The organism is Pseudocitrobacter faecalis (genome assembly GCF_965231525.1).
Taxonomy (GTDB): domain Bacteria; phylum Pseudomonadota; class Gammaproteobacteria; order Enterobacterales; family Enterobacteriaceae; genus Pseudocitrobacter; species Pseudocitrobacter faecalis.
The window spans coordinates 3,757,456-3,779,642 of sequence record NZ_CBDDNJ010000002.1 but is presented as its reverse complement, the minus strand read 5'-3'; the positions used below and the strand labels follow the sequence as shown (position 1 = coordinate 3,779,642).

At 53.2% G+C, this 22,187-nt stretch carries 24 protein-coding genes and 3 tRNA genes; 13 read left to right on the top strand and 14 right to left on the bottom strand.

Features of this window, described 5'->3' with window-relative positions; genetic code table 11:
- Positions 1–71: 71 nt before the first annotated feature.
- The 5 genes from ACOXYR_RS18415 to ACOXYR_RS18395 form a co-directional block, all read right to left on the bottom strand.
- Complete coding sequence (locus tag ACOXYR_RS18415) at positions 72–563, bottom strand: YjjA family protein (protein WP_113858191.1); 492 nt, start codon at positions 561–563, stop codon at positions 72–74.
- Positions 564–634: 71 nt separating this feature from the next.
- Positions 635–1,372 (bottom strand): replicative helicase loader DnaC, encoded by a 738-nt coding sequence (gene dnaC, locus ACOXYR_RS18410; protein WP_015966046.1) that lies wholly within the window; start codon positions 1,370–1,372, stop codon positions 635–637.
- A gap of 2 nt (positions 1,373–1,374) precedes the next feature.
- Positions 1,375–1,914: a primosomal protein DnaT gene (dnaT, locus tag ACOXYR_RS18405; protein ID WP_421356344.1), complete on the bottom strand. Its 540-nt coding sequence runs from the start codon at positions 1,912–1,914 to the stop codon at positions 1,375–1,377.
- A gap of 124 nt (positions 1,915–2,038) precedes the next feature.
- Entirely contained in the window at positions 2,039–2,512 is a 474-nt protein-coding gene (locus ACOXYR_RS18400; RefSeq protein ID WP_108475437.1) for a threonine/serine exporter, read from the bottom strand.
- Complete coding sequence (locus tag ACOXYR_RS18395) at positions 2,503–3,285, bottom strand: threonine/serine exporter family protein (protein WP_113858193.1); 783 nt, start codon at positions 3,283–3,285, stop codon at positions 2,503–2,505. Before ACOXYR_RS18395 ends, ACOXYR_RS18400 begins: the two co-directional genes overlap by 10 nt.
- Positions 3,286–3,562: 277 nt before the next feature.
- Here ACOXYR_RS18395 and pobA point away from each other — a divergent pair, with 277 nt between their 5' ends.
- From pobA to bglJ, 3 genes are all read left to right on the top strand, one after another.
- A complete protein-coding gene (gene pobA, locus ACOXYR_RS18390) occupies positions 3,563–4,753 on the top strand; it encodes a 4-hydroxybenzoate 3-monooxygenase (RefSeq protein WP_113858194.1) in 1,191 nt (396 codons plus the stop codon).
- 355 nt (positions 4,754–5,108) lie between these two features.
- The gene (locus tag ACOXYR_RS18385; RefSeq protein WP_108475440.1) at positions 5,109–5,828 is read left to right on the top strand and encodes a helix-turn-helix transcriptional regulator; all 720 of its coding nucleotides are present in this window, start codon (positions 5,109–5,111) and stop codon (positions 5,826–5,828) included.
- Positions 5,792–6,472: a DNA-binding transcriptional activator BglJ gene (gene bglJ, locus ACOXYR_RS18380; protein WP_108475441.1), complete on the top strand. Its 681-nt coding sequence runs from the start codon at positions 5,792–5,794 to the stop codon at positions 6,470–6,472. Before ACOXYR_RS18385 ends, bglJ begins: the two co-directional genes overlap by 37 nt.
- Positions 6,473–6,513: 41 nt before the next feature.
- Here the strand turns inward: bglJ and ACOXYR_RS18375 are convergent, their stop codons facing one another.
- On the bottom strand, positions 6,514–6,972 hold the full coding sequence (locus ACOXYR_RS18375) for a YbaK/EbsC family protein (RefSeq protein ID WP_108475442.1): 459 nt from the start codon (positions 6,970–6,972) through the stop codon (positions 6,514–6,516).
- Positions 6,973–7,263: 291 nt separating this feature from the next.
- Between ACOXYR_RS18375 and ACOXYR_RS18370 the strand changes: the two genes are divergently transcribed.
- Positions 7,264–8,607 (top strand): PTS sugar transporter subunit IIC, encoded by a 1,344-nt coding sequence (locus ACOXYR_RS18370; RefSeq protein ID WP_421356345.1) that lies wholly within the window; start codon positions 7,264–7,266, stop codon positions 8,605–8,607.
- A gap of 111 nt (positions 8,608–8,718) precedes the next feature.
- On the opposite strand, the gene fhuF is transcribed toward ACOXYR_RS18370, so the two are convergent.
- Both fhuF and ACOXYR_RS18360 read right to left on the bottom strand, forming a co-directional pair.
- Entirely contained in the window at positions 8,719–9,507 is a 789-nt protein-coding gene (fhuF, locus tag ACOXYR_RS18365) for a siderophore-iron reductase FhuF (RefSeq protein WP_421356346.1), read from the bottom strand.
- A 103-nt stretch (positions 9,508–9,610) separates the two neighbouring features.
- The gene (locus ACOXYR_RS18360) at positions 9,611–10,675 is read right to left on the bottom strand and encodes a GGDEF domain-containing protein (protein ID WP_350436458.1); all 1,065 of its coding nucleotides are present in this window, start codon (positions 10,673–10,675) and stop codon (positions 9,611–9,613) included.
- A 209-nt stretch (positions 10,676–10,884) separates the two neighbouring features.
- Between ACOXYR_RS18360 and ACOXYR_RS18355 the strand changes: the two genes are divergently transcribed.
- Positions 10,885–11,154 (top strand): DUF1435 domain-containing protein, encoded by a 270-nt coding sequence (locus ACOXYR_RS18355; RefSeq protein ID WP_108475446.1) that lies wholly within the window; start codon positions 10,885–10,887, stop codon positions 11,152–11,154.
- A gap of 40 nt (positions 11,155–11,194) precedes the next feature.
- Here the strand turns inward: ACOXYR_RS18355 and ACOXYR_RS18350 are convergent.
- The 4 genes from ACOXYR_RS18350 to rsmC form a co-directional block, all read right to left on the bottom strand.
- Positions 11,195–11,281, bottom strand: a tRNA-Leu gene (locus tag ACOXYR_RS18350).
- Between the two features lie 30 nt (positions 11,282–11,311).
- A tRNA-Leu gene (locus ACOXYR_RS18345) sits at positions 11,312–11,398 on the bottom strand.
- A gap of 27 nt (positions 11,399–11,425) precedes the next feature.
- Positions 11,426–11,512, bottom strand: a tRNA-Leu gene (locus ACOXYR_RS18340).
- Between the two features lie 203 nt (positions 11,513–11,715).
- Positions 11,716–12,747 carry a 16S rRNA (guanine(1207)-N(2))-methyltransferase RsmC gene (gene rsmC, locus ACOXYR_RS18335; protein ID WP_108475447.1) on the bottom strand — a complete coding sequence of 344 codons (1,032 nt, stop codon included), beginning with the start codon at positions 12,745–12,747 and terminating at the stop codon, positions 11,716–11,718.
- 121 nt (positions 12,748–12,868) lie between these two features.
- Here rsmC and ACOXYR_RS18330 point away from each other — a divergent pair, with 121 nt between their 5' ends.
- From ACOXYR_RS18330 to ACOXYR_RS18295, 8 genes are all read left to right on the top strand, one after another.
- Positions 12,869–13,306, top strand: coding sequence for a DNA polymerase III subunit psi (locus ACOXYR_RS18330; protein ID WP_108475448.1), 438 nt, complete (start codon positions 12,869–12,871; stop codon positions 13,304–13,306).
- On the top strand, positions 13,251–13,697 hold the full coding sequence (gene rimI, locus ACOXYR_RS18325) for a ribosomal protein S18-alanine N-acetyltransferase (RefSeq protein WP_108475449.1): 447 nt from the start codon (positions 13,251–13,253) through the stop codon (positions 13,695–13,697). The genes ACOXYR_RS18330 and rimI overlap by 56 nt, the downstream gene beginning before the upstream one ends.
- 18 nt (positions 13,698–13,715) lie before the next feature.
- Complete coding sequence (yjjG, locus tag ACOXYR_RS18320; protein ID WP_421356347.1) at positions 13,716–14,393, top strand: pyrimidine 5'-nucleotidase; 678 nt, start codon at positions 13,716–13,718, stop codon at positions 14,391–14,393.
- A gap of 91 nt (positions 14,394–14,484) precedes the next feature.
- Positions 14,485–16,074 carry a peptide chain release factor 3 gene (gene prfC, locus ACOXYR_RS18315; protein WP_108475451.1) on the top strand — a complete coding sequence of 530 codons (1,590 nt, stop codon included), beginning with the start codon at positions 14,485–14,487 and terminating at the stop codon, positions 16,072–16,074.
- A gap of 331 nt (positions 16,075–16,405) precedes the next feature.
- Positions 16,406–16,999 (top strand): molecular chaperone OsmY, encoded by a 594-nt coding sequence (osmY, locus tag ACOXYR_RS18310; protein WP_373300331.1) that lies wholly within the window; start codon positions 16,406–16,408, stop codon positions 16,997–16,999.
- 105 nt (positions 17,000–17,104) lie between these two features.
- Positions 17,105–17,266: a DUF1328 domain-containing protein gene (locus tag ACOXYR_RS18305; protein WP_007373037.1), complete on the top strand. Its 162-nt coding sequence runs from the start codon at positions 17,105–17,107 to the stop codon at positions 17,264–17,266.
- A 153-nt stretch (positions 17,267–17,419) separates the two neighbouring features.
- A complete protein-coding gene (locus ACOXYR_RS18300; RefSeq protein ID WP_421356360.1) occupies positions 17,420–18,208 on the top strand; it encodes a TatD family hydrolase in 789 nt (262 codons plus the stop codon).
- A gap of 147 nt (positions 18,209–18,355) precedes the next feature.
- A complete protein-coding gene (locus ACOXYR_RS18295; protein ID WP_108475453.1) occupies positions 18,356–19,633 on the top strand; it encodes a NupC/NupG family nucleoside CNT transporter in 1,278 nt (425 codons plus the stop codon).
- Here the strand turns inward: ACOXYR_RS18295 and ACOXYR_RS18290 are convergent.
- Both ACOXYR_RS18290 and ACOXYR_RS18285 read right to left on the bottom strand, forming a co-directional pair.
- Positions 19,628–20,491: a YjjW family glycine radical enzyme activase gene (locus ACOXYR_RS18290; RefSeq protein WP_421356348.1), complete on the bottom strand. Its 864-nt coding sequence runs from the start codon at positions 20,489–20,491 to the stop codon at positions 19,628–19,630. The two genes, ACOXYR_RS18295 and ACOXYR_RS18290, sit on opposite strands and share 6 nt — an antisense overlap.
- Positions 20,463–22,013 carry a YjjI family glycine radical enzyme gene (locus ACOXYR_RS18285; RefSeq protein ID WP_421356349.1) on the bottom strand — a complete coding sequence of 517 codons (1,551 nt, stop codon included), beginning with the start codon at positions 22,011–22,013 and terminating at the stop codon, positions 20,463–20,465. Before ACOXYR_RS18285 ends, ACOXYR_RS18290 begins: the two co-directional genes overlap by 29 nt.
- Positions 22,014–22,187 lie beyond the last annotated feature (174 nt).

Here is a 22,187-nt window from a genome sequence, read left to right as displayed (position 1 = left end):
GCATGAGGGGTAAGAGAGATGTCGCAGCGCGCGGAGAAGCGAATGGGCGTTTATCCGCGCGCTCAGTGGGATCAGGAGAGGAAATTCACACCCTGTTTCAGCACCAGATCGCAGGCTTTGGCTTTCACTTTTTTACCCAGCTCGCTATTACCCAGGCTTTCAAGATTCAGCTGCTGCCCATCTTTTGCATTCAGCAGACCCTGGATGCCGTCCATGTAGCTGGTGTCTTTTTTCTGCTCAGCGGCAGTGTCCAGCCCCAGTTTATCCAGCACCTGAGATTTAATGTTGTCGACGTTGGCAACAGAAGTGATTTTCTCTTTTGCACAGTAACCCATAATGCCCGCGGCATTATTCATGGTGCTGGAGCTGAGAGACTGCGAGCCGCCATTGAGCAGGCTGGTTAATGAGGAGAGCGATGTGCCGCTCTGCTGGCTGCTGCTCTGGCCGCCCAACTGGCTGGCTGCGCTGCTCAGGGTGTCGGTCAGGGAACTGGCGTTGGCCGCAGTGGCGAAGAAGGCGCCTGCGAGGATAGCGCCGCAAAACAGGGATTTGGTCGTTTTCATGAGAAGCACTCTATTCATGCAATGAATGTATTAGGCCGCCAGTATACTCCCTGTCGGCACTAAGATTTATCTCAATACTCTTTGCCGGTGACCCGGCTGCGATAGCTGTCCCAGTTGAAGATCACCCACAGACTGTTGCCGAGACGCATACGATCCATTACGCGCTCTCCGAGTAGCTTATTCATCTCATCCATATTGCTGTTGGTGAGCATCCCGGTAGGGCGTTTAGAAGATGAACGACGATCGACAATCTGATTAATGATCACCTTCTCGTAGCGCGACTCCGTTTGCACGCCGATTTCGTCGATCACCAGCAGGTCGACCTGGCTGAGATCGTTTAGCAGTTGCTCTTCGCTGGTTTCCCGATTGCTGAAAGTATCTTTCATGGCCGACATAATGTCGGCAACGGTGATGATCAGCACCGATTTCCCGCGAAGGAGTAGTTCATTGCAGATGGCCGCCGCCAGGTGGTTTTTCCCGGTGCCAGGCTTGCCGGAAAAGATAAAACTGGCGATGTTGCCATCGAACTCTTCCACGTACTGACGCGCTTTTGACAGCGCGTTCATCTGGCCTTCGTTTTCCACGCGATAATTATCGAACGAACAGTTCTGGTGCAGTGGGCGAATGCCCGAACGGTTAAACGTGCGCTGCATTTTCATGGCGCGGTTTTCCCGCTCCAGCGCGGCGGCGCGGATTTTTCCCTGCTCTTTTTGCCAGGCCAGCAGCTCTTCACCGGTCGTGAAGGCGGGCTTGACGTTCGCCGGCATCATCTTTTGCAGGCGTTGCATTAAATCGCCAACGTTTTTCATGCTCATCCTCTGAAACCAGGGGGAATATGATTATCGGGTTCGGATACGCTGTTCAGGTCGCGCTTCGGCTGGCCGTTATTGTTCGCACGGCCCATTTGTACGCTGCGCGCCAGTTTTTGCTGCCACTGTACGTGATGGAACACTTTCCCTTCTGCCTGCCAGTAAGCGACAAATGAAGCCAGTTCTTCTGGGGTGACTGGCTCACTAAGGGCAATACCCCAGAGTGCGGAAAGCCGCAAAAATTCAGCATCCGGTTGCCAGCCGGTATACATGGCAAATTTGCCCATCGGCACGGCGATAGGGGCGGGCGCTGGCTCTTCAAAGAACTGCGTATCCAGCGCCACGTCGCTGCCTGGACGGGCAAGCTTTTCTTCCAACGCTAACAATTGTGCCAGCCGTTCCGGCGTGATGGCGTAGAACGCGGGCGCATTGTTAGCAAATACGGCCAGTGCACCACCTTCTGTTTTAGCAAGAATGGCAGCAGGATCGGCGACAAAGGCGTCAATACCAATCACGTTCGGCGTCAAAATACGAGAAGACATAACACTATCTCAATACAGAAAAACACAGGAAGGCTGCGAAATAGCCGCAGGTTAATGGGCATATAGTAGCACAGAGCATGAAAGGGACGGCAGCCTTAATCCCGCGCTGCCGTTGTGCTGAGAATTAGACCCGCGGGCGTTTGCGATACAGCCACAGGCCAGGGATCGACAGGCCGATAGAGAGCGCGCCAACAATCGATGATGCCTTAAGAAAGTTGCTGATGAGCGCAATCATCATCTCTTCGGTATAACCTAAGTGGCTGATTTTTACTGCGGAAATCATAGCTGTATAGGCTGATATACCGGGGAACATGGGGATGACGGCGGCGACGGTAAAGATCTTCGGGTGCGCGAGGTACCAGCGTGACCAACGAATGCCAATGCTACCGACCAGAATCGCGGCGAGGAACGTTGCCCACTCAATGTTAAACCCGGCGGTCATCATCACAAAGCGCGAGCTATGGCCGATCGCGCCCAACAGCCCACACCACGGCAACGCCCGGTGCGGCACGTTGAAAACCATCGCAAAACCCACTGCCGGAATGGACGAAAGAAGGATGTCCTGAACCAGCGCCAGCATAAAATCGATTACACCCATCCGCGCAGCCCCCATAAGGTCATGGCCATCACCACGCCCACGCAGGTGGCAAGCGTCAGCAGGCTGGCGATCGCCCACCGCGCCAGCCCGGTGTTGATGTGACCTTTAAACATGTCGGCGACGGCGTTAATGAGCGGAAAACCCGGCACCAGCAGCAGGACGCTGGCTGCCATTGCCACGGTTGAGGTTTGGCTGAAAGCAGGCATGCGCAACAGCAGGCCAGAGACAGTGGTCGCGGCGAAAGCGGTAATACAGAAATTGATTTGCGGGTGCATTGCGCGGTGGGTGAGAACCTGGCGAATATACATCGCGATAGTACTGGCGCAGAGCGTGACGAATGCACCATCCCAGCCGCCGTTATTGAGTTTACAGAAACAGGCGCAGGAAAGGCCTACCATTGTCACCACGAGCCAGCGCGGGTAGCGCAGGGGCTTGATTTGCGTGAAGCGTTTGGCGACATCCCGCGCATCCAGCAGTTTATGCTCTGCCATGATAACGATGTGTTGGATCTCCGTCACCATATGCATATTGATGCCGCGATCGGCGTTTTTGCGTGTCGATGTAATGCATTGCCCATCTTTGATGGTTGATAAAACAATGGCATTCGGTGAAATGGCGATTTCGACGCTGTCCATTCCCAGCGCGCGCCCTAAGCGTGAAGCCAGCTCATCAACCAGCGCGCTTTCCGCGCCGTGCTGAAGCAGAAAAAGGCCGCACTGAATACAGAGCCGCGTAATGCCTCGCTGGGTGTGGTGATCAATTTCCGTGGTCATCCTGCATCCTCGGTACAACTGCCTGATGAGTTACTTTTACCCGAAGCGTCGCGGGTGGGAGTCCGTGTCGGATCAAATAATGTGCAAAAAGGCGTCGGTGTTTTGGCGTGGGTCATAACTTGATGCTCGCCACACTTTCTGAAAATTGTCGAAAAGTGCAGCTTTTGAACAGGTTTTTCCCTTCTTTTCCCACGCCCCCTTATCAAAAATGCATGAATAAACTTTATGCAAACATAAAACAAACAAATTATTAACTTATCCGACGTGAGGCGACCCTATGAAGACACAGGTAGTGATTATTGGCGCGGGGCCTTCCGGGCTGCTGTTGGGGCAGTTGCTGCATAACGCGGGCATTCAGACCCTGATTCTGGAGAGACAGACGCCGGACTACGTGCTGGGGCGGATCCGGGCCGGTATTCTGGAAAGTGGCACAGTTGGCCTGCTGCGCGAAGCGGGAGTGGCAAAACGGATGGATGCGGAAGGGCTGGTGCATCACGGGGTGGAGTTTTTGTTTAACGGCAAACGCATTCCGGTACCGCTGAGTGAGCTGACCGGCGGCAAGAGCGTGATGGTTTACGGACAAACCGAAGTGACGCGTGACCTGATGGAGGCCCGGCAGTCCAGTGGCGCGCCGGCTATTTATGGTGTGAGCGATGTACGTATCGATGACATCAAAAGTGACAGCCCAACAGTCACCTTTAACAAAGGCGGTGAAATCTGCCGCGTGTCCTGCGATTTCGTCGCCGGATGCGATGGCTTTCACGGCGTTTCGCGGCAAACCATTCCGCGTGAGATTTTGCGGGAATACGAAAGCGTCTGGCCGTTCGGCTGGTTAGGGATGCTGGCCGATACGCCGCCGGTGAATCCGGAGCTGATATACGCCCATCACGAACGCGGGTTCGTTCTTTGTAGTCAGCGCTCACTAACTCGTAGCCGTTACTATTTACAGGTACCGCTAACGGAGAAAGTCGAGCTGTGGTCTGATGAACGCTTCTGGCAGGAGCTGAAATGTCGTCTGCCTGAGGATCTTAGTCAGAAGTTAGTGACTGGTCACTCACTTGAGAAGAGTATCGCGCCGCTGCGCAGTTATGTGGTGGAACCGATGCAGTATGGCCGCCTGTTCCTGGTGGGCGATGCGGCGCATATCGTTCCGCCGACGGGGGCGAAAGGATTAAATCTGGCGGCGTCGGACGTCAATTATCTGTGGCGGATCCTGTGCCAGTATTATCAACACGGACGGGCCGACCTGCTGGATCGCTACTCGCAGTTGGCGCTTAATCGTGTCTGGAAGGGGGAGCGGTTTAGCTGGTTTATGACCCATCTGCTACACGATTTTCAGGATAAGAGTGAATTCGATAAAAAGATGCAGGAAGCGGATCGTCAATATTATCTGGGTTCACGCGCTGGCCTGACCACGATTGCAGAGAACTATGTCGGTCTGCCCTATGAGGCGGTCGAGTCATTATAATTTTCCGCCTCTTACTTTTATCAATTAAAGGTGAGGGGCGCATTAGTGCTTTTAATCAATTCAAAAATATAATACTACATAAATGAGTTATATAATTAACAAATGTTTTAATTATAACTTACGCGCAGATTCATTTTTTCTAATTGCATTTGGATTACCATTTTATAAACAATGTGACATATTATATCGGTTAACCTTTTGCCGTGACGCCCCTTATTTAAATATATCAATTTGATCTCATTTATCAGGGCAAGAAAAGGTAATTAAGGAACAAGGATGAACAGGTTCTTTTTTTTTAACAGCACACCTTTACCGGTGAGCGTAAAAAGAATCGTCGATTGGATGCGGAGGTTTTATGTTACAAGGATACTGTAAGTTCGGCGTCATTATCAGTAAAATACCGGTGATGCAGTCCGGGTTGAGTGCGATAATGACCACGCATTTCCCCAATTATGAGCTGAACGTTTGTCACTCTCTGGAGGAGCTTACGCTGCTCCAGCTTCGTCGGGCTGACCTGGTGTTGGTCGATCTCTCTGGCGATATTCATCAGCCGCGCAACGTGTGCGAGCAATTCTACTCTCTACTGTCGCAATACCGTGATATTCACTGGGTTTTTCTCGTCAGTCGCCCTCATTATTCCCTTGCCATTGAATTTTTGATGCGTCCGGAAAGCACTCTGTTATCTGACTCTGAGCCTGTTGAACGTGTCGTCATGGCGATTCGCCAGGGAGGCGCTTCCGCCGAGCGCATCAGTCAAACCCTGTTGGTGCCAGATTACGATGCTATTCATGAGGAAAATGAAAAAATGGTGATGCTGACGCTGTCGGAACGTAAAGTTTTACGTCTGCTGGCGAAGGGCTGGGGAATTAACCAAATCGCCACGCTGTTGAAAAAGAGCAATAAAACAATCAGCGCACAGAAGAACAGCGCTATGCGCCGTTTATCGTTACGCAGCAATGCTGAAATGTACGCGTGGATCAACAGCACTCAGGGAATGAAGGAACTCAATCTCTTCTCAGCATATGGAGAACCGGCAGAATGGAAAAACATCACGGAAAGCAGCATGTCGCTATAGTCGAACCCTGCGTGATGGCGGAAGTCGGCCTGCGTCATTTGCTCGCCGCGTCTTCCCGAAGCCCCTATGTATTTCATTTTTTCCGGTCGGTTGATGCGCTTAGAGAATCCATGCTAAGCGACGACTATTTTGCGGTAATCTGTTGTCTGTCAGGTACGCGTGAATTACGCCTTGAAAGCCTGCTGATTCAGGATGAAATAGCGAACAGCAGATCAGAAATTATCCGTATCATTCTGGCCGGCGATCGGCAAGAAGTGGAACTGATTAAGCAGCTTTCGCCAACGCTGCTGAACGGCGTGGTAAGCAAAGCGGAATCGCTCACCAGGCTGAAGAACACTATCCTTGAAATTTTGCGCAGCGGCGGGACGCAGCAGCTCGCGCAGGATGAAAGCGATATCACCGTGCATCACCGCTTTTTAAGCCCGACTGAACGGGCCATTTTACGCTATATGACCTGCGGTTATTCCTTAACGGATATCGCTGAACGGCTTGAGCGGAATATTAAAACGATTCGCGCGCATAAATTTAATGCGATGGCGAAGCTGGGCGTCAATTCTGATATCGGGTTACTTAGCGCGGCGGACTTATTGATGTCATTGCCCGATCGCGAAGGCTTATCCGGCGACCTTTCCTATTTTGTATAGCTGAAAGCCGGAGCGGATGCGTCAGCTCCGGTATCTGAGGCTTACAAACACACATCGACCCAGGTGGCGCCGGTCAGTTGCGCAATGCGTTCGGGGGATATCCGTACGGCGCTGTGCGTGGACCCAGCGGCGGGCAGTACTTCCGCATACTGCTGCAATGAGACATCACAATAAACGGCGAGCGGGTTTTCCAGGCCAAACGGGCAGACGCCACCAACCGGGTGGCCAGTCAACGTTACCACTTCATCGCTACTCAGCATGCGAGCTTTGGCACCAAAGGTTGTTTTCAACTTTTTGTTATCCAGGCGGGCATCACCTTTTGCCACGATCAAAATAACCTGCTCTTTGACCTTCAGCGACAGCGTTTTGGCTATCTGGCCGGCTTCCACCTGATGGGCAGCGGCGGCAAGGGCGACGGTGGCGGTGCTTTGCCCTGATTCAATAATCTCAATATCGGGGGCGTGTTCGGCGAAGAATTGCCGCACAGATTGCAGGCTCATTAGACTCTCCTGAAAAATTGTGGCGTTCAATCTGTCATAAGCCCTGGATGCTGTAAATATTTGCTGTGAGGGAATCGGATAAAACCGCGTTTTCTGGATCTCCTTCACAATCACTGCAACCGGTTACAGTAACCGGTTGCAGTTCTGCAGAGAGGGGATTAAAACTGTGAGTGTCACTTATGCTGTACCCAATAATAAGAGCCCTGTACGACGTGTCGCGTAACACGCGTTTGTATAGCGGCAAAATCGTTGTTGCTGTGCTTACGTCTCAAGCCTGTCAGGAGGGCTGCTATGTCTGCTGGTCACACTGCGTTTAATTTAATTTTCCGGTTCGTGGAAAACTACGTCAGCCCCATTGCCGGGCGTATTTCCTCGCAACGTCACGTAATGGCTATTCGTGACGGCTTTATCTCTGCCATGCCGTTTATGATTGTTGGCTCGTTTTTACTTGTCTTCGCTTATCCGCCATTTTCGCCCGATACCACCTGGGGCTTTGCCCGCGCGTGGTTAGATTTAGCAAAAGAATTTGAAGGTCGCATTCTGACGCCGTTCGATATGACCATGGGCATTATGTCCATCTATATCTGTGCGGCAATTTCTTATAACCTTGGCAAACATTACGAAAAATCCCACCAGCTTGATCCATTTATGTGCGCCATGTTGTCTATTATGGCGTTCCTGCTGGTTGCTGCGCCGAAAACCAATGGCACGCTGCCGGTGGATAGCCTCGGCGGAACCGGGATTTTCACCGCCATTCTGGTGGCGATTTACTGCGTTGAGCTGATGCGCTTTTTGAAAGCGCACAACATCGGTATTCGTTTGCCGGATCAGGTGCCGCCGATGATCAAAAACTCCTTTGATCTGCTCATTCCGGTGCTGGTGGTGGTACTGACGCTTTACCCGCTCAGCCTGCTGATCCAGGGACAGTTTGGCATGCTGATCCCGCAGGCGATTATGTCGCTGTTTAAACCGCTGGTTTCGGCGGCTGACTCCCTGCCAGCGATTCTGTTAGCGGTGTTGATTGGTCATCTGCTGTGGTTTGCAGGTATTCATGGGGCGGCGATTGTCTCCGGGATGCTGCAGATGTTCTGGCTGACCAACCTTGGTCTGAACCAAACCGCGCTGGCGCAGGGCGCGCCGTTACCGCACATCTTTATGGAAGCGTTCTGGACTTTCTTCATCGTTATTGGCGGCTCAGGGGCGACTATGGGGCTGGTGTTCTGCTACCTGCGTAGCCGTTCAGCACATTTGCGTTCGATAGGTCGTCTGAGCGCGGTACCAAGCCTGTTTAACATCAACGAACCGGTGATTTTTGGTACGCCAATCGTGATGAACCCGGTGTTCTTTATTCCGTTTCTACTGGCGCCGATGGTAAACGCCGTGCTGGCGTGGGCAGCCATGAAGCTGGATCTCATTGGCCGCGTTATCTCGGTTGTTCCGTGGACGGCTCCGGCACCGATTGGCGGCGCATGGGCGTTAGGCTGGGATTTCCGCGCGGCGATTCTGGTCGTACTGCTGGCGTGTGTGTCCGCCATCATCTACTACCCCTTCTTCAAGGTATATGAGAAACAGCTGTTGGCGCAGGAAGCGGAAGAAGCGCAGCGTGCGGCGGAAGAGAGCCAGCAGGTTGCGTAACGACTGAGTCGGGGTTGTTGCCGGGTGGCGCTACGCTTACCCGGCCTACCGGTTATCTTACATATTTCGCTGGCCTGATAAGCGAAGCGCTATCAGGCATTTCGCGTTCGATTATTTCAGCGTGCAGTCACCGCATTGCTGCACATCCGGCAGGCGGTAACGCTGACAGCAGGTACGGCGAACCAGCAAGCCCTCACGTGGCACGACGGTGCGCCACAGCGGGTTATCCTGGCCGCAGGAAAGGGTTTTCGCAAAGAATAATTGTTGGCGCAGGTTGTTGACCTGTTCTTCACCCAGCACGGTTTTCATCTCACCCAGATACCAGTTAATCAGATAGCCGGTGTTGCTCCAGATAAGTTTTCCGTTAATGTCGCCCGTGGCTTCCAGAGCTTCAACAACCGGGATCAACGCCTGTTTAATCAGTGTTTCCATACGATGCGAGCCTGAAGACTGGCTGGCGCGCGTATCTTCCTGTACATCGACCCAGAAACAGGCTGCACGTCCCGTTTCATGGAATTCGACGTGGAAATGCTCCGGCGAGAGGTCAAGCGCGGCATCTTCTGTCAGCAACGCCAGCATCAGCGGCGGCACCATCAGGCCGATATACCATTGCGCCCACAACGAGATCAGCGGCTTATTCTCCCGCGTCATGGTCGGCTGGTTACGATAGATATGATCGGAATAGAGCGCCAGCAGCGAACTGAGCTCGGTGGGCCGCATCCACTCCGCCAGGGTTTTGGCTTGTGCGGAGTGAGGCTCATCGAGTTTAAAGCATTCCAGCATATGCGGGCGCTGTTCGGCGATTTTGTCGCGCACGGATTCAGCCAGCGTTCGCTTACGAGTTGGAAGCGGCGCTCGCCAGATAATATCCTCAGCAATCGGTGCGGAACGGTAAGCCATAGAATTCGCTGGATACAAATCTAAATGATAATGATTGCCAATCCTAGCTATAGATAAAACCGAGCGCAAGGAATTTTATGTTTCTTACGCTCGGGGTGTGAGGTTAGTGCTGGGGAATGGCGTCGCTGGTCAGTATATGGTTGCGGCCCAGTCGCTTGGCTTCGTAGAGGGCTTTATCCGCATTTTCCAGTGCCTTATCAATTTCTTCGCCTTCAAGTGGGGCAATGCCAATACTGATAGTGACATTGGTCGCCACGCTGGCGTTCAGGATGTGCGGAATTTTCAGATCGTACACTTTCTGGCGGATGCGCTCTGCCGCGCGTTGAGCGCTATCGGCATTGCTGTTTGCCAGCAGGACAACGAACTCTTCGCCGCCGAAGCGAGTCACGATATCGCGTGAGCGCACGGCATCACGCACCGCAGCGGAAACCTGAATCAGCGCCTGATCGCCCATCATATGACCATAGTGATCGTTATAGGCCTTGAAATGGTCGATATCCAGAAGCAGGACATGATGACCTTCCGGCGCCAACGACATCAACGTGGCGAAGCGGTGCTGGAAGCCCCGGCGGTTATACAGTCCCGTTAAGGGGTCAAGCATACTTAAATCATTCAGCGTTTCCCGCTCTGCCAGCAGCTTGTGCATCAGACTCTGGGCAAAGGCATCGTTACGCTTTTCAATCAAATGCTGGATACTGATGCCGACGATCGGCAAGGCCAGGCAGAATGCCATTCTTAACCATTGTTCGTGGTCGCTGAAAAGCAGGCAGATAATAAATACCGGCAGCGAGTGCAGCAGAAACGCGACAATATTATTCGAAAAGGCGATGGTGCCGATGAACAAAACATTAAGCAGGACAACCGTTAAAAATGTCATTTCGGTCGGATACGTGCCGGGCATTTTTATCACGATGTGCCAGGCCCATAAACAGCCGAAAATAACTGAAATAACAGGAAGAAAGATCTTTCGCTCTGCATTCAGCCAGTGCCAGAGTAACAGCACGCTACTTACGCCCAAAATTAACGAGAGGGGAATCGTAAACGCATGAACTTTATAGATAGGATTCAATAGCGAAAATAGTGACGACACCAGATTAAGAAAAAGGAAAAGCCTCAGCGTGAGCTGATACTTTTTGCTGTGCAGAGACCGCCAGGATTGTACTGTCATAAGAGATCGTTATTAATCTTCTGGTAATTAAAGAAAGGTCGCCAGCTGTGAACAAAACAAAATAAAACATGCAAGAAGTGCACGCAAACCCCAGGAATTAAGAGGGGGAAGTTTACGGTCGCACAATTTATCACCTTACAACCGTCGTGTCATTATTCGTAAGCGAAACTTATCATTTCACGAGGTTCTCAAATGATAAAAATTATCATATGATATTGGTTATCATTATCGATTTAAGAGATGAAACCATGTTGATGAGAACGTTAGGCAGTGGGTGGGGCGTGCTGATCTCGGGGATGGCGACCTTTGCTCTTGGTCTGCCAGGGCTTTCGATGGACGCGTGGCGCGGAATTATCACCGTCGGCATGCTGCTGACCTGCGTGATGATCTGGCATCGACAATGGCGCCATTACGTCTTGCTGCCGTCGTGCGTAGCACTGATAAGCGGTTTGATGCTGATTGTGATGAACGTTAAATAAGGGAGTAAAGAAGAAGGAACTGCAGGATGGGAACGAGGACTGGTGCGAGGGGGGGGACTTGAACCCCCACGTCCGTAAGGACACTAACACCTGAAGCTAGCGCGTCTACCAATTCCGCCACCTTCGCACAGATATCTCGTTGTTTATATCGCCCTCGTGGTGCGAGGGGGGGGACTTGAACCCCCACGTCCGTAAGAACACTAACACCTGAAGCTAGCGCGTCTACCAATTCCGCCACCTTCGCACAGTGCGAGCGATATAACGTGGTTTATGGTGCGAGGGGGGGGACTTGAACCCCCACGTCCGTAAGGACACTAACACCTGAAGCTAGCGCGTCTACCAATTCCGCCACCTTCGCATACCATCGATACCCTAAAAAGTATCGTTACCACGGAGGCGCATTCTAGAGATTTTCAGCTTGACGTCAATAGTTAATTATTGGATGTCGCGCGATTGCTGCAAAAAACGGCGATTATGCTGCGCCTGATGCGCTGCGCTTATCAGGCCTACGGGATTGGTAGGCCGGATAAGGCGGTTCGCCGCATCCGGCAAAGGGTCAGCTTAGGCTTTCTTCGCCTGGCGGGTCATGATGGCGCGATACACCTTGAAGCGGCCGGTCTGCGCGATAACTTCGTGGAAACCAAAGGTGTCGTCGAGTATCGCCGGATACGGCAGGAAGGCGTTCGCCACAATGCGCAGTTCACCACCACTGTTCAGATGACGCACGGCGCTACGAATCAACGTTTGCGCGGCATCGAGGCTGGTTTGCAGGCCATCGTGGAACGGCGGGTTGGAGATAATCATATCGAAGCGGCCTTTCACTTCAGAGAAGACGTTGCTGGCAAACACATCGCCCTCAAAGCCATTGGCCGCAAGCGTTGCGCGGCTGGCTTCGACCGCAGGTGCGCTGACGTCGCACAGAGATAAACGTACTTTGGGGGAATGGCTGGCAAGCGTCGCGGCTAACACGCCCGCGCCGCAACCGACATCCAGCACTTTACCTTTGGTATGCGGCGTCAGGGTGGAGAGCAACAGTTGGCTACCCACGTCCAGCCCATCACGGCTAAATACGCCCGGCAGCGTTTTGATGGTCAGTCCGTCGAGCTGATATTCGCCCCACTGTTTTTCCACATCAAAGGTGGTCTGTTTTTCCAGACGACCATGATACAGGCCGCAGCGACGGGCGCTGTCGACCTTATTCAGCGGCGCGTAATCCGCCAGCATTTGTTCGGCGCTGCGCACGCCGCTGCGGTTTTCCCCAACCACAAAAATATCAGTCCCAATCGGCAGCAGCGACAGAATATTCATCAGCTGGAACTGGGCTTCCGGCTTGTTCTTCGGCCAGTAATAGATAAACGTGTCGCAGTCAGCGACATCTGACGCCTCGGCCACCAGGCTGTAGCGCACGTTCTCGCCCATCTGCGGGGCCAGCGCCTGCCAGTGGTGGAATTGCTGGGTATGCGCGCGGCTGAATGCCGTGTCGAGGCGGGCAGGCAGGTCATCCTGCAAATCTCCGGCAAACAGAATACGGCTTTGTTCGAAATCATCACTGTGGCGCAGCAAGACTTCACTTGCCGGGGTAAAAGCAGACATGAAAAGCTCCTTCGTTAAACGTGGCGGCGATTATACACTGTTGTTTACGCGCGAGCGCGTAATTGGCGCACTTTCGCTGAGTTTGCTATATTTGCGCCCTTGATAGACAGGAGCGTTTTACATGACTTCCCGGCGAGACTGGCAATTACAACAGTTGGGCATCACCCAGTGGTCACTTAGGCGCCCGGCGGCGCTGCAGGGAGAGATCGCGATTTCGCTCCCTGAGCACATCCAACTTGTGATGGTTGCTGATGATCTGCCGTTGCTGACGGAACCGCTAATTATCGATGTACTACGCGCGTTGCAGCTTACGCCAGACCGCGTCCTGCAACTTACGCCTGAAAAAGTGGCAATGCTACCGCAGGGAAAACGCTGCAACTGCTGGCGTCTTGGCAATGATGAGCCCGTCTCGCTGGAAGGGGCTCAGGTCTCAACGCCTGCCTTTAACGAATTAAAAGCCAGCGCGCCAGCACGCGCCGCGCTTTGGCAACAAATTTGCGCACATGAACACGATTTCTACCCTCAGCACGACCGATCTCCCCGCAGCCTGGCAGATTGAGAAACGCGCCCACGCTTTTCCGTGGAGTGAAAAAACCTTTGCCAGTAACCAGGGTGAACGTTATCTGAATCTGAAGTTAACCGTTGGCGATGAGCTGGCTGCTTTCGCTATCACTCAGGTGGTGCTGGACGAAGCGACGCTATTTAATATTGCCGTCGATCCCGCTTATCAACGTCGCGGGCTGGGGCGTGAGTTACTTGAACACGTCATTGATGAAGTCGAAAAGCGGGGCGTCGCGACGCTATGGCTGGAAGTGCGCGCCTCGAATGCGCCTGCCATTGCGCTCTATGAAAGCTTAGGTTTTAACGAAGCGACGATTCGCCGCAATTACTACCCGACAGTTGACGGGCATGAAGATGCGATAGTGATGGCATTACCCTTAAGCATGTAAGTAAAACAAGGTGATACGATGAAGTGGGACTGGATTTTCTTTGACGCCGATGAAACGTTGTTTACGTTTGATTCTTTCAGCGGCTTACAGCGGATGTTTCTCGACTATAGCGTGACCTTTACCGCCGAAGATTTTCAGGACTACCAGGCCGTGAATAAGCCGTTGTGGGTGGATTACCAGAATGGGGCGATCACCTCGTTACAGCTTCAGCGTCAGCGCTTTGTTGGCTGGGGTGAGCAGCTAAACGTGCCGCCGGAAGAGTTGAACGACGCGTTTATGAATGCGATGGCTGAAATCTGTGCACCGTTGCCGGGCGCGGCATCGCTTATCAGCGCGCTGGAAGGCAAGGTAAAAATGGGGATCATCACCAATGGCTTTACGTCGTTGCAGCAGATTCGCCTTGAGCGCACCGGTTTTCGCGATCACTTTGATTTACTGATTATTTCTGAAGAGGTTGGCGTCGCTAAACCTGACCGTCGCATTTTCGATTACGCGCGGGAGTTAGCCGGGAACCCGGATCCTTCACGCATATTAATGGTCGGTGATACCGCCGCGTCGGATATTCTCGGCGGCATGAACGCAGGCTGGTCGACCTGCTGGCTGAATGCGCACCAGCAGCCGCTGCCGGAAGGTATTAAACCCGACTATACCGTTTCGTCATTAAGCGAACTGGAGTTACTCCTGTGTAAACAGTGATTGCCTGTCCCCCTTTGATGGGTAAAATAGCCGCAATTTTTCGTATTTAACGTGCGCAGCGCTTTGCTGCGCCTGGAAAGAAGATCCCATTATGACGTTGTCTCCTTATTTGCAAGAGGTGGCGAAGCGCCGCACTTTTGCCATTATTTCCCACCCGGATGCCGGTAAAACAACAATTACCGAAAAGGTTCTCCTGTTCGGACAGGCGATCCAGACTGCGGGTACGGTAAAAGGCCGTGGCTCCAGCCAGCACGCGAAATCTGACTGGATGGAGATGGAAAAACAGCGTGGTATCTCAATCACCACGTCCGTGATGCAGTTCCCGTATCACGATTGCCTGGTAAACCTGCTGGACACCCCGGGGCACGAAGACTTCTCGGAAGATACCTACCGTACCCTGACGGCGGTCGACTGCTGTTTGATGGTCATCGATGCCGCGAAAGGTGTAGAAGATCGTACCCGTAAGTTGATGGAAGTGACCCGTCTGCGCGATACGCCGATCCTCACTTTTATGAACAAACTCGACCGTGACATCCGCGATCCTATGGAACTGCTGGATGAAGTGGAAAACGAGCTCAAAATTGGCTGTGCGCCAATTACCTGGCCTATCGGCTGCGGCAAGCTGTTCAAAGGTGTTTACCATCTCTATAAAGATGAAACCTATCTTTATCAGACCGGTAAAGGTCACACCATTCAGGACGTGCGCATCGTTAAGGGATTGAATAACCCGGAACTTGACGCCGCTGTTGGTGAAGATCTGGCGCAGCAGTTGCGCGATGAGCTGGAACTGGTACAGGGGGCCTCGAACGAGTTCGATAAGGATCTGTTCCTGGCCGGTGAAATCACGCCGGTATTCTTCGGGACAGCGCTGGGTAACTTCGGTGTGGATCACATGCTGGATGGCCTGGTGGAGTGGGCGCCAGCGCCGATGCCGCGTAAAACTGACACTCGCGAAGTGGTTGCTGCGGAAGAGAAATTCTCTGGCTTCGTCTTCAAGATTCAGGCCAACATGGACCCGAAACACCGTGACCGCGTGGCGTTTATGCGCGTCGTTTCTGGTAAATATGAGAAGGGTATGAAGCTGCGCCAGGTGCGTATTGGTAAAGACGTGGTCATTTCCGACGCGCTGACCTTTATGGCGGGCGACCGTTCTCACGTAGAGGAAGCCTATCCGGGCGACATCATCGGTCTGCATAATCACGGTACGATCCAGATCGGCGACACCTTTACCCAGGGTGAAATGATGAAGTTCACTGGCATTCCGAACTTCGCGCCGGAACTGTTCCGTCGTATTCGCCTGCGCGATCCGCTGAAGCAGAAACAGCTGCTTAAAGGGCTGGTACAGCTTTCCGAAGAGGGGGCGGTGCAGGTGTTCCGTCCGATTGCCAACAACGACTTGATCGTGGGGGCGGTCGGCGTACTGCAGTTCGACGTAGTTGTGGCGCGTTTGAAAAGCGAATACAACGTTGAAGCGATTTACGAATCGGTAAACGTCGCGACCGCCCGCTGGGTGGAAGGCAAAGACGTCAAGAAATTCGAAGAATTTAAACGGAAGAACGAAGTTCAACTGGCGCTGGATGGCGGCGATAACCTGACCTATATCGCACCAACCATGGTTAACCTGAACCTGACACAGGAACGTTACCCTGATGTCGAGTTCCGTAAAACTCGCGAGCATTAATCCCCCCGGAAGCACGGCCAGCGCCGTGCTTCCGCATTTTTAGCCTCTCTTTTTTCCGCTGCGGAAAGTTCTTAATTGCACCCCCATCTCATCCGTTTTGCTGGTTTTTTAGTCAATTGCACCTGCAAGCTGCCGAGAGTGTTCTATATTTAACAGAGTGATGAGCGAGTTGCTGGTTTAATGCACTTTGTTATTTATGAATCTTAGCGCATTAACCCATCAAATATACTCATCGCGGTATTAATAACCTCAAACGGGACGGATGTCGTCCTCAGCAGCATAACGGCCACTGTGTCGGGTGCTCAAAAACCGGGCAATACAAGGAGAAATAATGATGACTAAGATGAAAATGGGAAAAACGTTGCTGGCCGTCATTCTGGGCTCTGCGGTGATGAGCGGTTCTGCAATGGCTGAAAGCAATGCGGCCTCTGAAGCAGGACAGAAAGTTGACAGTTCGATGAATAAAGTCGGCAACTTTATGGATGACAGCGCTATCACGGCGAAAGTGAAAGCGGCGCTGGTCGATCATGATGCGATTAAAAGTACCGATATTTCGGTGAAAACTGAAAATAAAGTGGTGATCTTAAGCGGTACAGTCGACAACCAGTCTCAATCCGATCAGGCGACTTCCCTGGCGAAAGGGGTTGAGGGCGTGAGCAGTGTCGAAAACAAATTGACCATCCGTGAAGGTAAAGCCGACAGCATGAAGGGTTACGCGGGTGATGCGGCTACGACCAGTGAAGTGAAGGCCAAACTGCTGGCTGATGACATCGTACCGTCACGCAAAGTTAAAGTTGAAACCACCGATGGCGTTGTGACGCTGACCGGTACGGTTGACTCCAAAGCGCAGGTGGAACGCGCTGAAAGTATCGCCAAAGCCATTGACGGCGTGAAAAGCGTAGAAAACGACCTGAAAACGCCGTAAGGAACGTTCAGGAAAATATTGATGCACTTTTAATTTTTTAATATCGCTGGTGTCGCCTGAGTGCGTTGAGAAGCGGTGACATTAACTATGGTAAAGGAGAATCGTATGTTTCGTTGGGGCATTATCTTTCTGGTTATCGCGTTAATTGCCGCTGCACTGGGCTTTGGTGGGTTAGCAGGTACCGCAGCAGGTGCGGCGAAAATCGTGTTTATCGTCGGTATCATCCTGTTCCTGGTCAGCCTGTTTATGGGCCGCAGACGTCCGTAGCGTCTGATACAGACAATTTACAAAGCCAGTCTTCGGACTGGCTTTTGTCGTTTATGCGCCGTTGTCAGGTGCGGCGTACCGCCTTATCCGGCCTACAAAACCGTAAACCAAATGGGTTACACTGAAACGCCGCACGTTGCCGGAGAAAACCGCATGACCTTCCGTTTTATCGACACCCATTGTCACTTTGATTTCCCGCCGTTCACCGATGATGAAACGGCAAGCCTGGCGCAGGCCGCGCAGGCGGGCGTCGAAAAAATTATCGTTCCAGCGACCGAGGCGTCGCGTTTTGATAAGGTACTGTCGCTGGCTTCCCAACATGCACCGCTTTATGCCGCGCTGGGTCTGCATCCTATTGTTATTGAGCAGCATGATGACGCCAGCCTGGCGGCACTGGAGACGGCGCTGGCCGCAATGCCGGAAAAACTGATTGCCGTTGGCGAGATAGGTCTCGACCTCTATCGTGACGAGCCGCAATTTGACCGCCAGCAGCGATTACTGGACGCGCAGCTTCAGCTGGCGAAGCAATATGATTTACCGGTTATTCTTCATTCCCGTCGCACCCATGACAAACTGGCGATGCATCTAAAACGCCATGCGCTGCCACGAACCGGCGTGGTGCATGGCTTTTCCGGTAGCCTGCAGCAGGCGCAGCGATTTGTTGAGCTGGGATACAAGATTGGCGTCGGCGGAACGATCACTTATCCGCGAGCCAGCAAAACACGCGCGGTGATGGCTCAACTTCCCCTCAGCGCACTCCTACTGGAAACCGATGCGCCGGATATGCCGTTAAACGGCTATCAGGGCCAGCCCAACCGCCCGGAGCGCGTGGCGCAGGTCTTTACTGAACTTTGTGCGCTACGTGATGAATCTCCTGAAGATATTGCCGAAACATTATGGCTCAACAGTCACCAGCTATTCTTCTCATTTATGAATAAGTGATGTGATTGGGGTCTCATAATTAACTTTTGCTCGCTGAGTCTTGCGTAAAATATGTGATGTCGCGCGAGAAGGATAGTGACGGAACGTTATAATCGTGGCGCGTTAAGTCGCTCTTTTTTTCAACGTTTCAATACACAGGGACTCTGTATGCAAATCCTCATGGGACTCATCGGCATGGTGGTGCTGCTGGCCATTGCCTTACTTCTCTCCAACAACCGTCGAGCGATAAATCTCCGAACCGTACTGGGTGCCTGGCTGATTCAGGTGGGTATTGGCGCGCTTATCCTCTATGTTCCCGCTGGCCGCAAGGTGCTGCTGGCGATGTCTGAAGGCGTGGCGAACGTCATCGCTTACGGTAACGAAGGTATCGGCTTCCTGTTCGGTGGGCTGGTATCCGATAAAATGTTTGAAGTCTTCGGCGGTGGCGGTTTTGTTTTCGCGCTGCGGGTGCTGCCGGTTATCGTCTTCTTCTCGTCGCTGATTGCCGTGCTTTACTACCTCGGCATTATGCAGTTTGTGATCCGTATTCTGGGCGGCGCGTTGCGTGCGGTGCTGAAAACCTCGCGGACGGAATCACTCTCCGCGACGGCGAATATTTTCGTTGGGCAAACGGAAGCGCCGCTGGTGGTACGTCCCTATATCGCGACCATGACCCGCTCTGAACTGTTCGCGGTAATGTGTGGCGGACTGGCGTCGGTGGCGGGTTCAGTACTGGCAGGTTATGCGCAGATGGGCGTGCCGCTGGAGTATCTGATCGCCGCGTCGTTCATGGCGGCGCCGGGTGGACTGCTGTTTGCGAAAATCATTGTGCCGGAGACGGAAAAACCGCACGACTCGCCGAACCTGGAAGCCGAAACGGATAACCCGGATGCCCCGGCGAACGTGCTGGATGCCGCAGCGTCCGGAGCTGCATCGGGTATGCAACTGGCATTGAACGTGGGCGCAATGCTGCTGGCGTTTATCGCCCTGATTGCCCTGTTGAACGGTATGCTTTCCGGGATTGGCGGTTGGTTTAACCATCCGGAACTCTCGCTGCAAATGATTCTTGGCTGGGTCTTCTCGCCGCTGGCGTGGGTTATTGGCGTGCCGTGGAGCGAAGCGACGGTAGCGGGGTCGTTTATCGGCCAGAAGCTCATCATCAACGAATTTGTGGCTTACATGAACTTTGGCGAATATCTGAAGCCGGATGCCGAGGTTACGGCGGCAGGTTTACAGGTCATCTCAAGCCATACCAAAGCGATTATCTCCTTTGCTTTGTGCGGCTTTGCTAACCTGTCGTCGATTGCCATTCTGATCGGCGGACTGGGCGGTATGGCGCCCAACCGCCGTCAGGATATCGCCCAGCTTGGCCTGCGCGCGGTGGCGGCAGGGACGCTCTCCAACCTGATGAGCGCCACCATCGCAGGGGTATTCCTCGCCCTATAAGTATAGTGCCGGAGGGATAATACGTGTTATCCCTCTGGCCCGCAGCGCCTGCGCCAACTTCTCAATATCGTCTGGCCCGGCACTACGCCACGTTTTCGCCTCACCGTACACGCCATGGGCGTGAAATGCATTCAGCCGCACCGGTATCTCCCCCAGTTCGCGAATGAATTCGCTGAGTGCTTCTATTTCCTTGAGATAGTCACTCTGTTCCGGAATAACCAGCAATCGTAATTCCGCCAGTAAGCCACGTTCAGCCAGCCAGCGGATGCTTGCTTTAATGCGCTGATTGCTTCGCCCGGTCAGCGACAGATGCGTTTTCTCCCCCCAGGCTTTTAAATCCACCATCACGCCGTCGCAAACCGCGTGGAGTTTCTCCCAGCCAGCCGTGGAGAGCTCGCCGTTGCTGTCGACCAGGCAGGATAGATGACGCAGGGCCGGCGATTGGCGCAGCTGTTCAAACAGCGCACAGACGAACGGTAACTGCGTGGTGGCCTCGCCGCCGCTGACGGTAATGCCTTCGACAAACGGCGCGGCACGGGTAATCTGCTGAAGAATGTGTTCCATGCTCCAGAGCTGGGCCATTGGCGTTGCCTGCTGCGGGCACATCTGCATACAGGTGTCGCACTGCTGACAGGCGTCCTCCTGCCAGTAAACGCGTCCAGCCTGTATGGAAAGCGCATCGTGCGGGCAGTGCAGCACGCATTCGCCACAATCGTTACAACGGCCCATCGTCCAGGGGTTATGACAGTTTTTGCAGCGTAAATTACACCCCTGCAGGAACAAGGCCAGGCGGCTCCCCGGCCCATCCACGCACGAGAAGGGGATGATTTTACTGACTAAAGCGCATCTGCTGTTCATGGCTGACCACTCGCGGTTGGCGTTCCAGAATGCGGGTATTGCGCGCGGCTTCTTCGCCCAGCCAGGTGGTATTGGTGCGCGAACCGTCGGCACGGTACTTTTCCAGATCCGACAAACGCACCATGTAGCCCGTCACGCGCACCAGATCGTTGCCGCTGACGTTAGCACTGAACTCGCGCATGCCGACCTTGAACGCGCCGAGACAAAGCTGCATCACCGCCTGCGGATTGCGTTTTACCGTTTCATCGAGCGTCAAAATATCGCTGATGCCCGCCGGATAATGTGCGTGATGCGGCGCAACCGCCAGCAGATGACTGACCGGATCGGGTTCATCGCCGTAAGGAAGACGCGCGCCCGGCGTGGTGCCGATATCGGCGCTGATCCCCGATTGCGCATGCAGCAGCGCGCGCTGCTGCCAGCCGTAACGCACAGGTGTGTTCGCCACAAAAGCTGCGAGTTGTTCACTAATACGGTAGCCCAACGCGTTGGCCTGCGGATCTTTACCGTAGCGGGCGCTAAGCCCCTCTTTCTCGCACAGAATGTTGACCGCTTCCGCCAGAGAATAGATGCCAAACATCGGTACAAAACGATCGGGATCGATCAGGCCTTCTGCCACCAGGAAGCTATGATCAAAGAAGTGCGATTGCTCATAAAGGAAGGCGCAGCGAGCGTCGATGATGTCAATTTGCTGCTGACAGTAGTACGGCAACATGTGGGTGAAAAAATCGTCCGTGGAGTGACTGCGTCTGGCGACTTCCTGCAAATTGAGGCGCACCAGCGTACTGCCGCCGCCCGCCATCGGCAGGCTGTTATAACAGCTCACAATGCCATACTGGCCTTTTGTGAAAATATTATCATTTATCGGGCCGTTGGCGATGTGGGGTTTACTGCACTCACAGATATTTTTGCTGACTTCCAGCAGCAGATCGTCTGAGGTAATGTCAGGGTCGTAGATAAAGGTGAGATTCGGTGCGACCTGCTTTAATTCTGCATCTGCACGCAGAATAGCGCGCGTGATTGGCGTATCGGCAGGGCCAATATTCACATGTGTGAAGGCGTCAGGAAGCGTGCGATCGAGGTAGCGCCAGAAACGTTTTATTCGGCTATCGATTTCTTCTTGTGTTAGAATTCTAACATATGGCATCAATAGCGCATCGAGATGCCCGAGGAATACCGGCATGGCGGTCACGGAAGGCACATGGTGATACAGAATGGTGAGCAAAGAGAGCGCATCATCCAGATCCTCAGCGCCTTCCAGCTCCAGCCATTCTGAACCGTTTGCCAGAAATCGCGCGTAGTCAGGCAGTACGTAACGCGGTTTGTAGGGGGCATGGCCTTCGAACATATCGCAGATCACGCCCTCCGTCAGTGCGGCTTGCGCAGCGGGCGGCAGCGTCGGATAAGGCAATGCGTTTTCTGCTTCCAGCGCCAGAAAATGGCGTTTCTGTTCCGGGCTTAACACTGGGCTGGTGACAATTTGCTGGCACTGTTGCAGCACCGATGAAGGGGTAGATGTTGGCATGGTGTGTTCCTCAGGCGAGAGATGGGCGAAGTGTAGGAAAAAGCGCGTCGCGATCTTTTGATCCCATACGGCGATCCGCGTGTTTTCTTGCGCTGAGAGGATGAGAAATTTGATTAATGTCTCATTATGGTTATGCAAACCTAATGGTGTTTTTCATTAACTGTGATGAGTGTC

Excerpts from the sequence above, each read along its gene's own strand:
- ACOXYR_RS18415 (WP_113858191.1), bottom strand. The coding sequence starts at position 563 with ATGAAAACGACCAAATCCCTGTTTTGCGGCGCTATCCTCGCAGGCGCC.
- dnaC (WP_015966046.1), bottom strand. The coding sequence starts at position 1,372 with ATGAAAAACGTTGGCGATTTAATGCAACGCCTGCAAAAGATGATGCCG.
- dnaT (WP_421356344.1), bottom strand. The coding sequence starts at position 1,914 with ATGTCTTCTCGTATTTTGACGCCGAACGTGATTGGTATTGACGCCTTT.
- ACOXYR_RS18400 (WP_108475437.1), bottom strand. The coding sequence starts at position 2,512 with ATGGGTGTAATCGATTTTATGCTGGCGCTGGTTCAGGACATCCTTCTT.
- ACOXYR_RS18395 (WP_113858193.1), bottom strand. The coding sequence starts at position 3,285 with ATGACCACGGAAATTGATCACCACACCCAGCGAGGCATTACGCGGCTC.
- pobA (WP_113858194.1), top strand. The coding sequence starts at position 3,563 with ATGAAGACACAGGTAGTGATTATTGGCGCGGGGCCTTCCGGGCTGCTG.
- ACOXYR_RS18385 (WP_108475440.1), top strand. The coding sequence starts at position 5,109 with ATGTTACAAGGATACTGTAAGTTCGGCGTCATTATCAGTAAAATACCG.
- bglJ (WP_108475441.1), top strand. The coding sequence starts at position 5,792 with ATGGAAAAACATCACGGAAAGCAGCATGTCGCTATAGTCGAACCCTGC.
- ACOXYR_RS18375 (WP_108475442.1), bottom strand. The coding sequence starts at position 6,972 with ATGAGCCTGCAATCTGTGCGGCAATTCTTCGCCGAACACGCCCCCGAT.
- ACOXYR_RS18370 (WP_421356345.1), top strand. The coding sequence starts at position 7,264 with ATGTCTGCTGGTCACACTGCGTTTAATTTAATTTTCCGGTTCGTGGAA.
- fhuF (WP_421356346.1), bottom strand. The coding sequence starts at position 9,507 with ATGGCTTACCGTTCCGCACCGATTGCTGAGGATATTATCTGGCGAGCG.
- ACOXYR_RS18360 (WP_350436458.1), bottom strand. The coding sequence starts at position 10,675 with ATGACAGTACAATCCTGGCGGTCTCTGCACAGCAAAAAGTATCAGCTC.
- ACOXYR_RS18355 (WP_108475446.1), top strand. The coding sequence starts at position 10,885 with ATGATATTGGTTATCATTATCGATTTAAGAGATGAAACCATGTTGATG.
- rsmC (WP_108475447.1), bottom strand. The coding sequence starts at position 12,747 with ATGTCTGCTTTTACCCCGGCAAGTGAAGTCTTGCTGCGCCACAGTGAT.
- ACOXYR_RS18330 (WP_108475448.1), top strand. The coding sequence starts at position 12,869 with ATGACTTCCCGGCGAGACTGGCAATTACAACAGTTGGGCATCACCCAG.
- rimI (WP_108475449.1), top strand. The coding sequence starts at position 13,251 with ATGAACACGATTTCTACCCTCAGCACGACCGATCTCCCCGCAGCCTGG.
- yjjG (WP_421356347.1), top strand. The coding sequence starts at position 13,716 with ATGAAGTGGGACTGGATTTTCTTTGACGCCGATGAAACGTTGTTTACG.
- prfC (WP_108475451.1), top strand. The coding sequence starts at position 14,485 with ATGACGTTGTCTCCTTATTTGCAAGAGGTGGCGAAGCGCCGCACTTTT.
- osmY (WP_373300331.1), top strand. The coding sequence starts at position 16,406 with ATGATGACTAAGATGAAAATGGGAAAAACGTTGCTGGCCGTCATTCTG.
- ACOXYR_RS18305 (WP_007373037.1), top strand. The coding sequence starts at position 17,105 with ATGTTTCGTTGGGGCATTATCTTTCTGGTTATCGCGTTAATTGCCGCT.
- ACOXYR_RS18300 (WP_421356360.1), top strand. The coding sequence starts at position 17,420 with ATGACCTTCCGTTTTATCGACACCCATTGTCACTTTGATTTCCCGCCG.
- ACOXYR_RS18295 (WP_108475453.1), top strand. The coding sequence starts at position 18,356 with ATGCAAATCCTCATGGGACTCATCGGCATGGTGGTGCTGCTGGCCATT.
- ACOXYR_RS18290 (WP_421356348.1), bottom strand. The coding sequence starts at position 20,491 with ATGAACAGCAGATGCGCTTTAGTCAGTAAAATCATCCCCTTCTCGTGC.
- ACOXYR_RS18285 (WP_421356349.1), bottom strand. The coding sequence starts at position 22,013 with ATGCCAACATCTACCCCTTCATCGGTGCTGCAACAGTGCCAGCAAATT.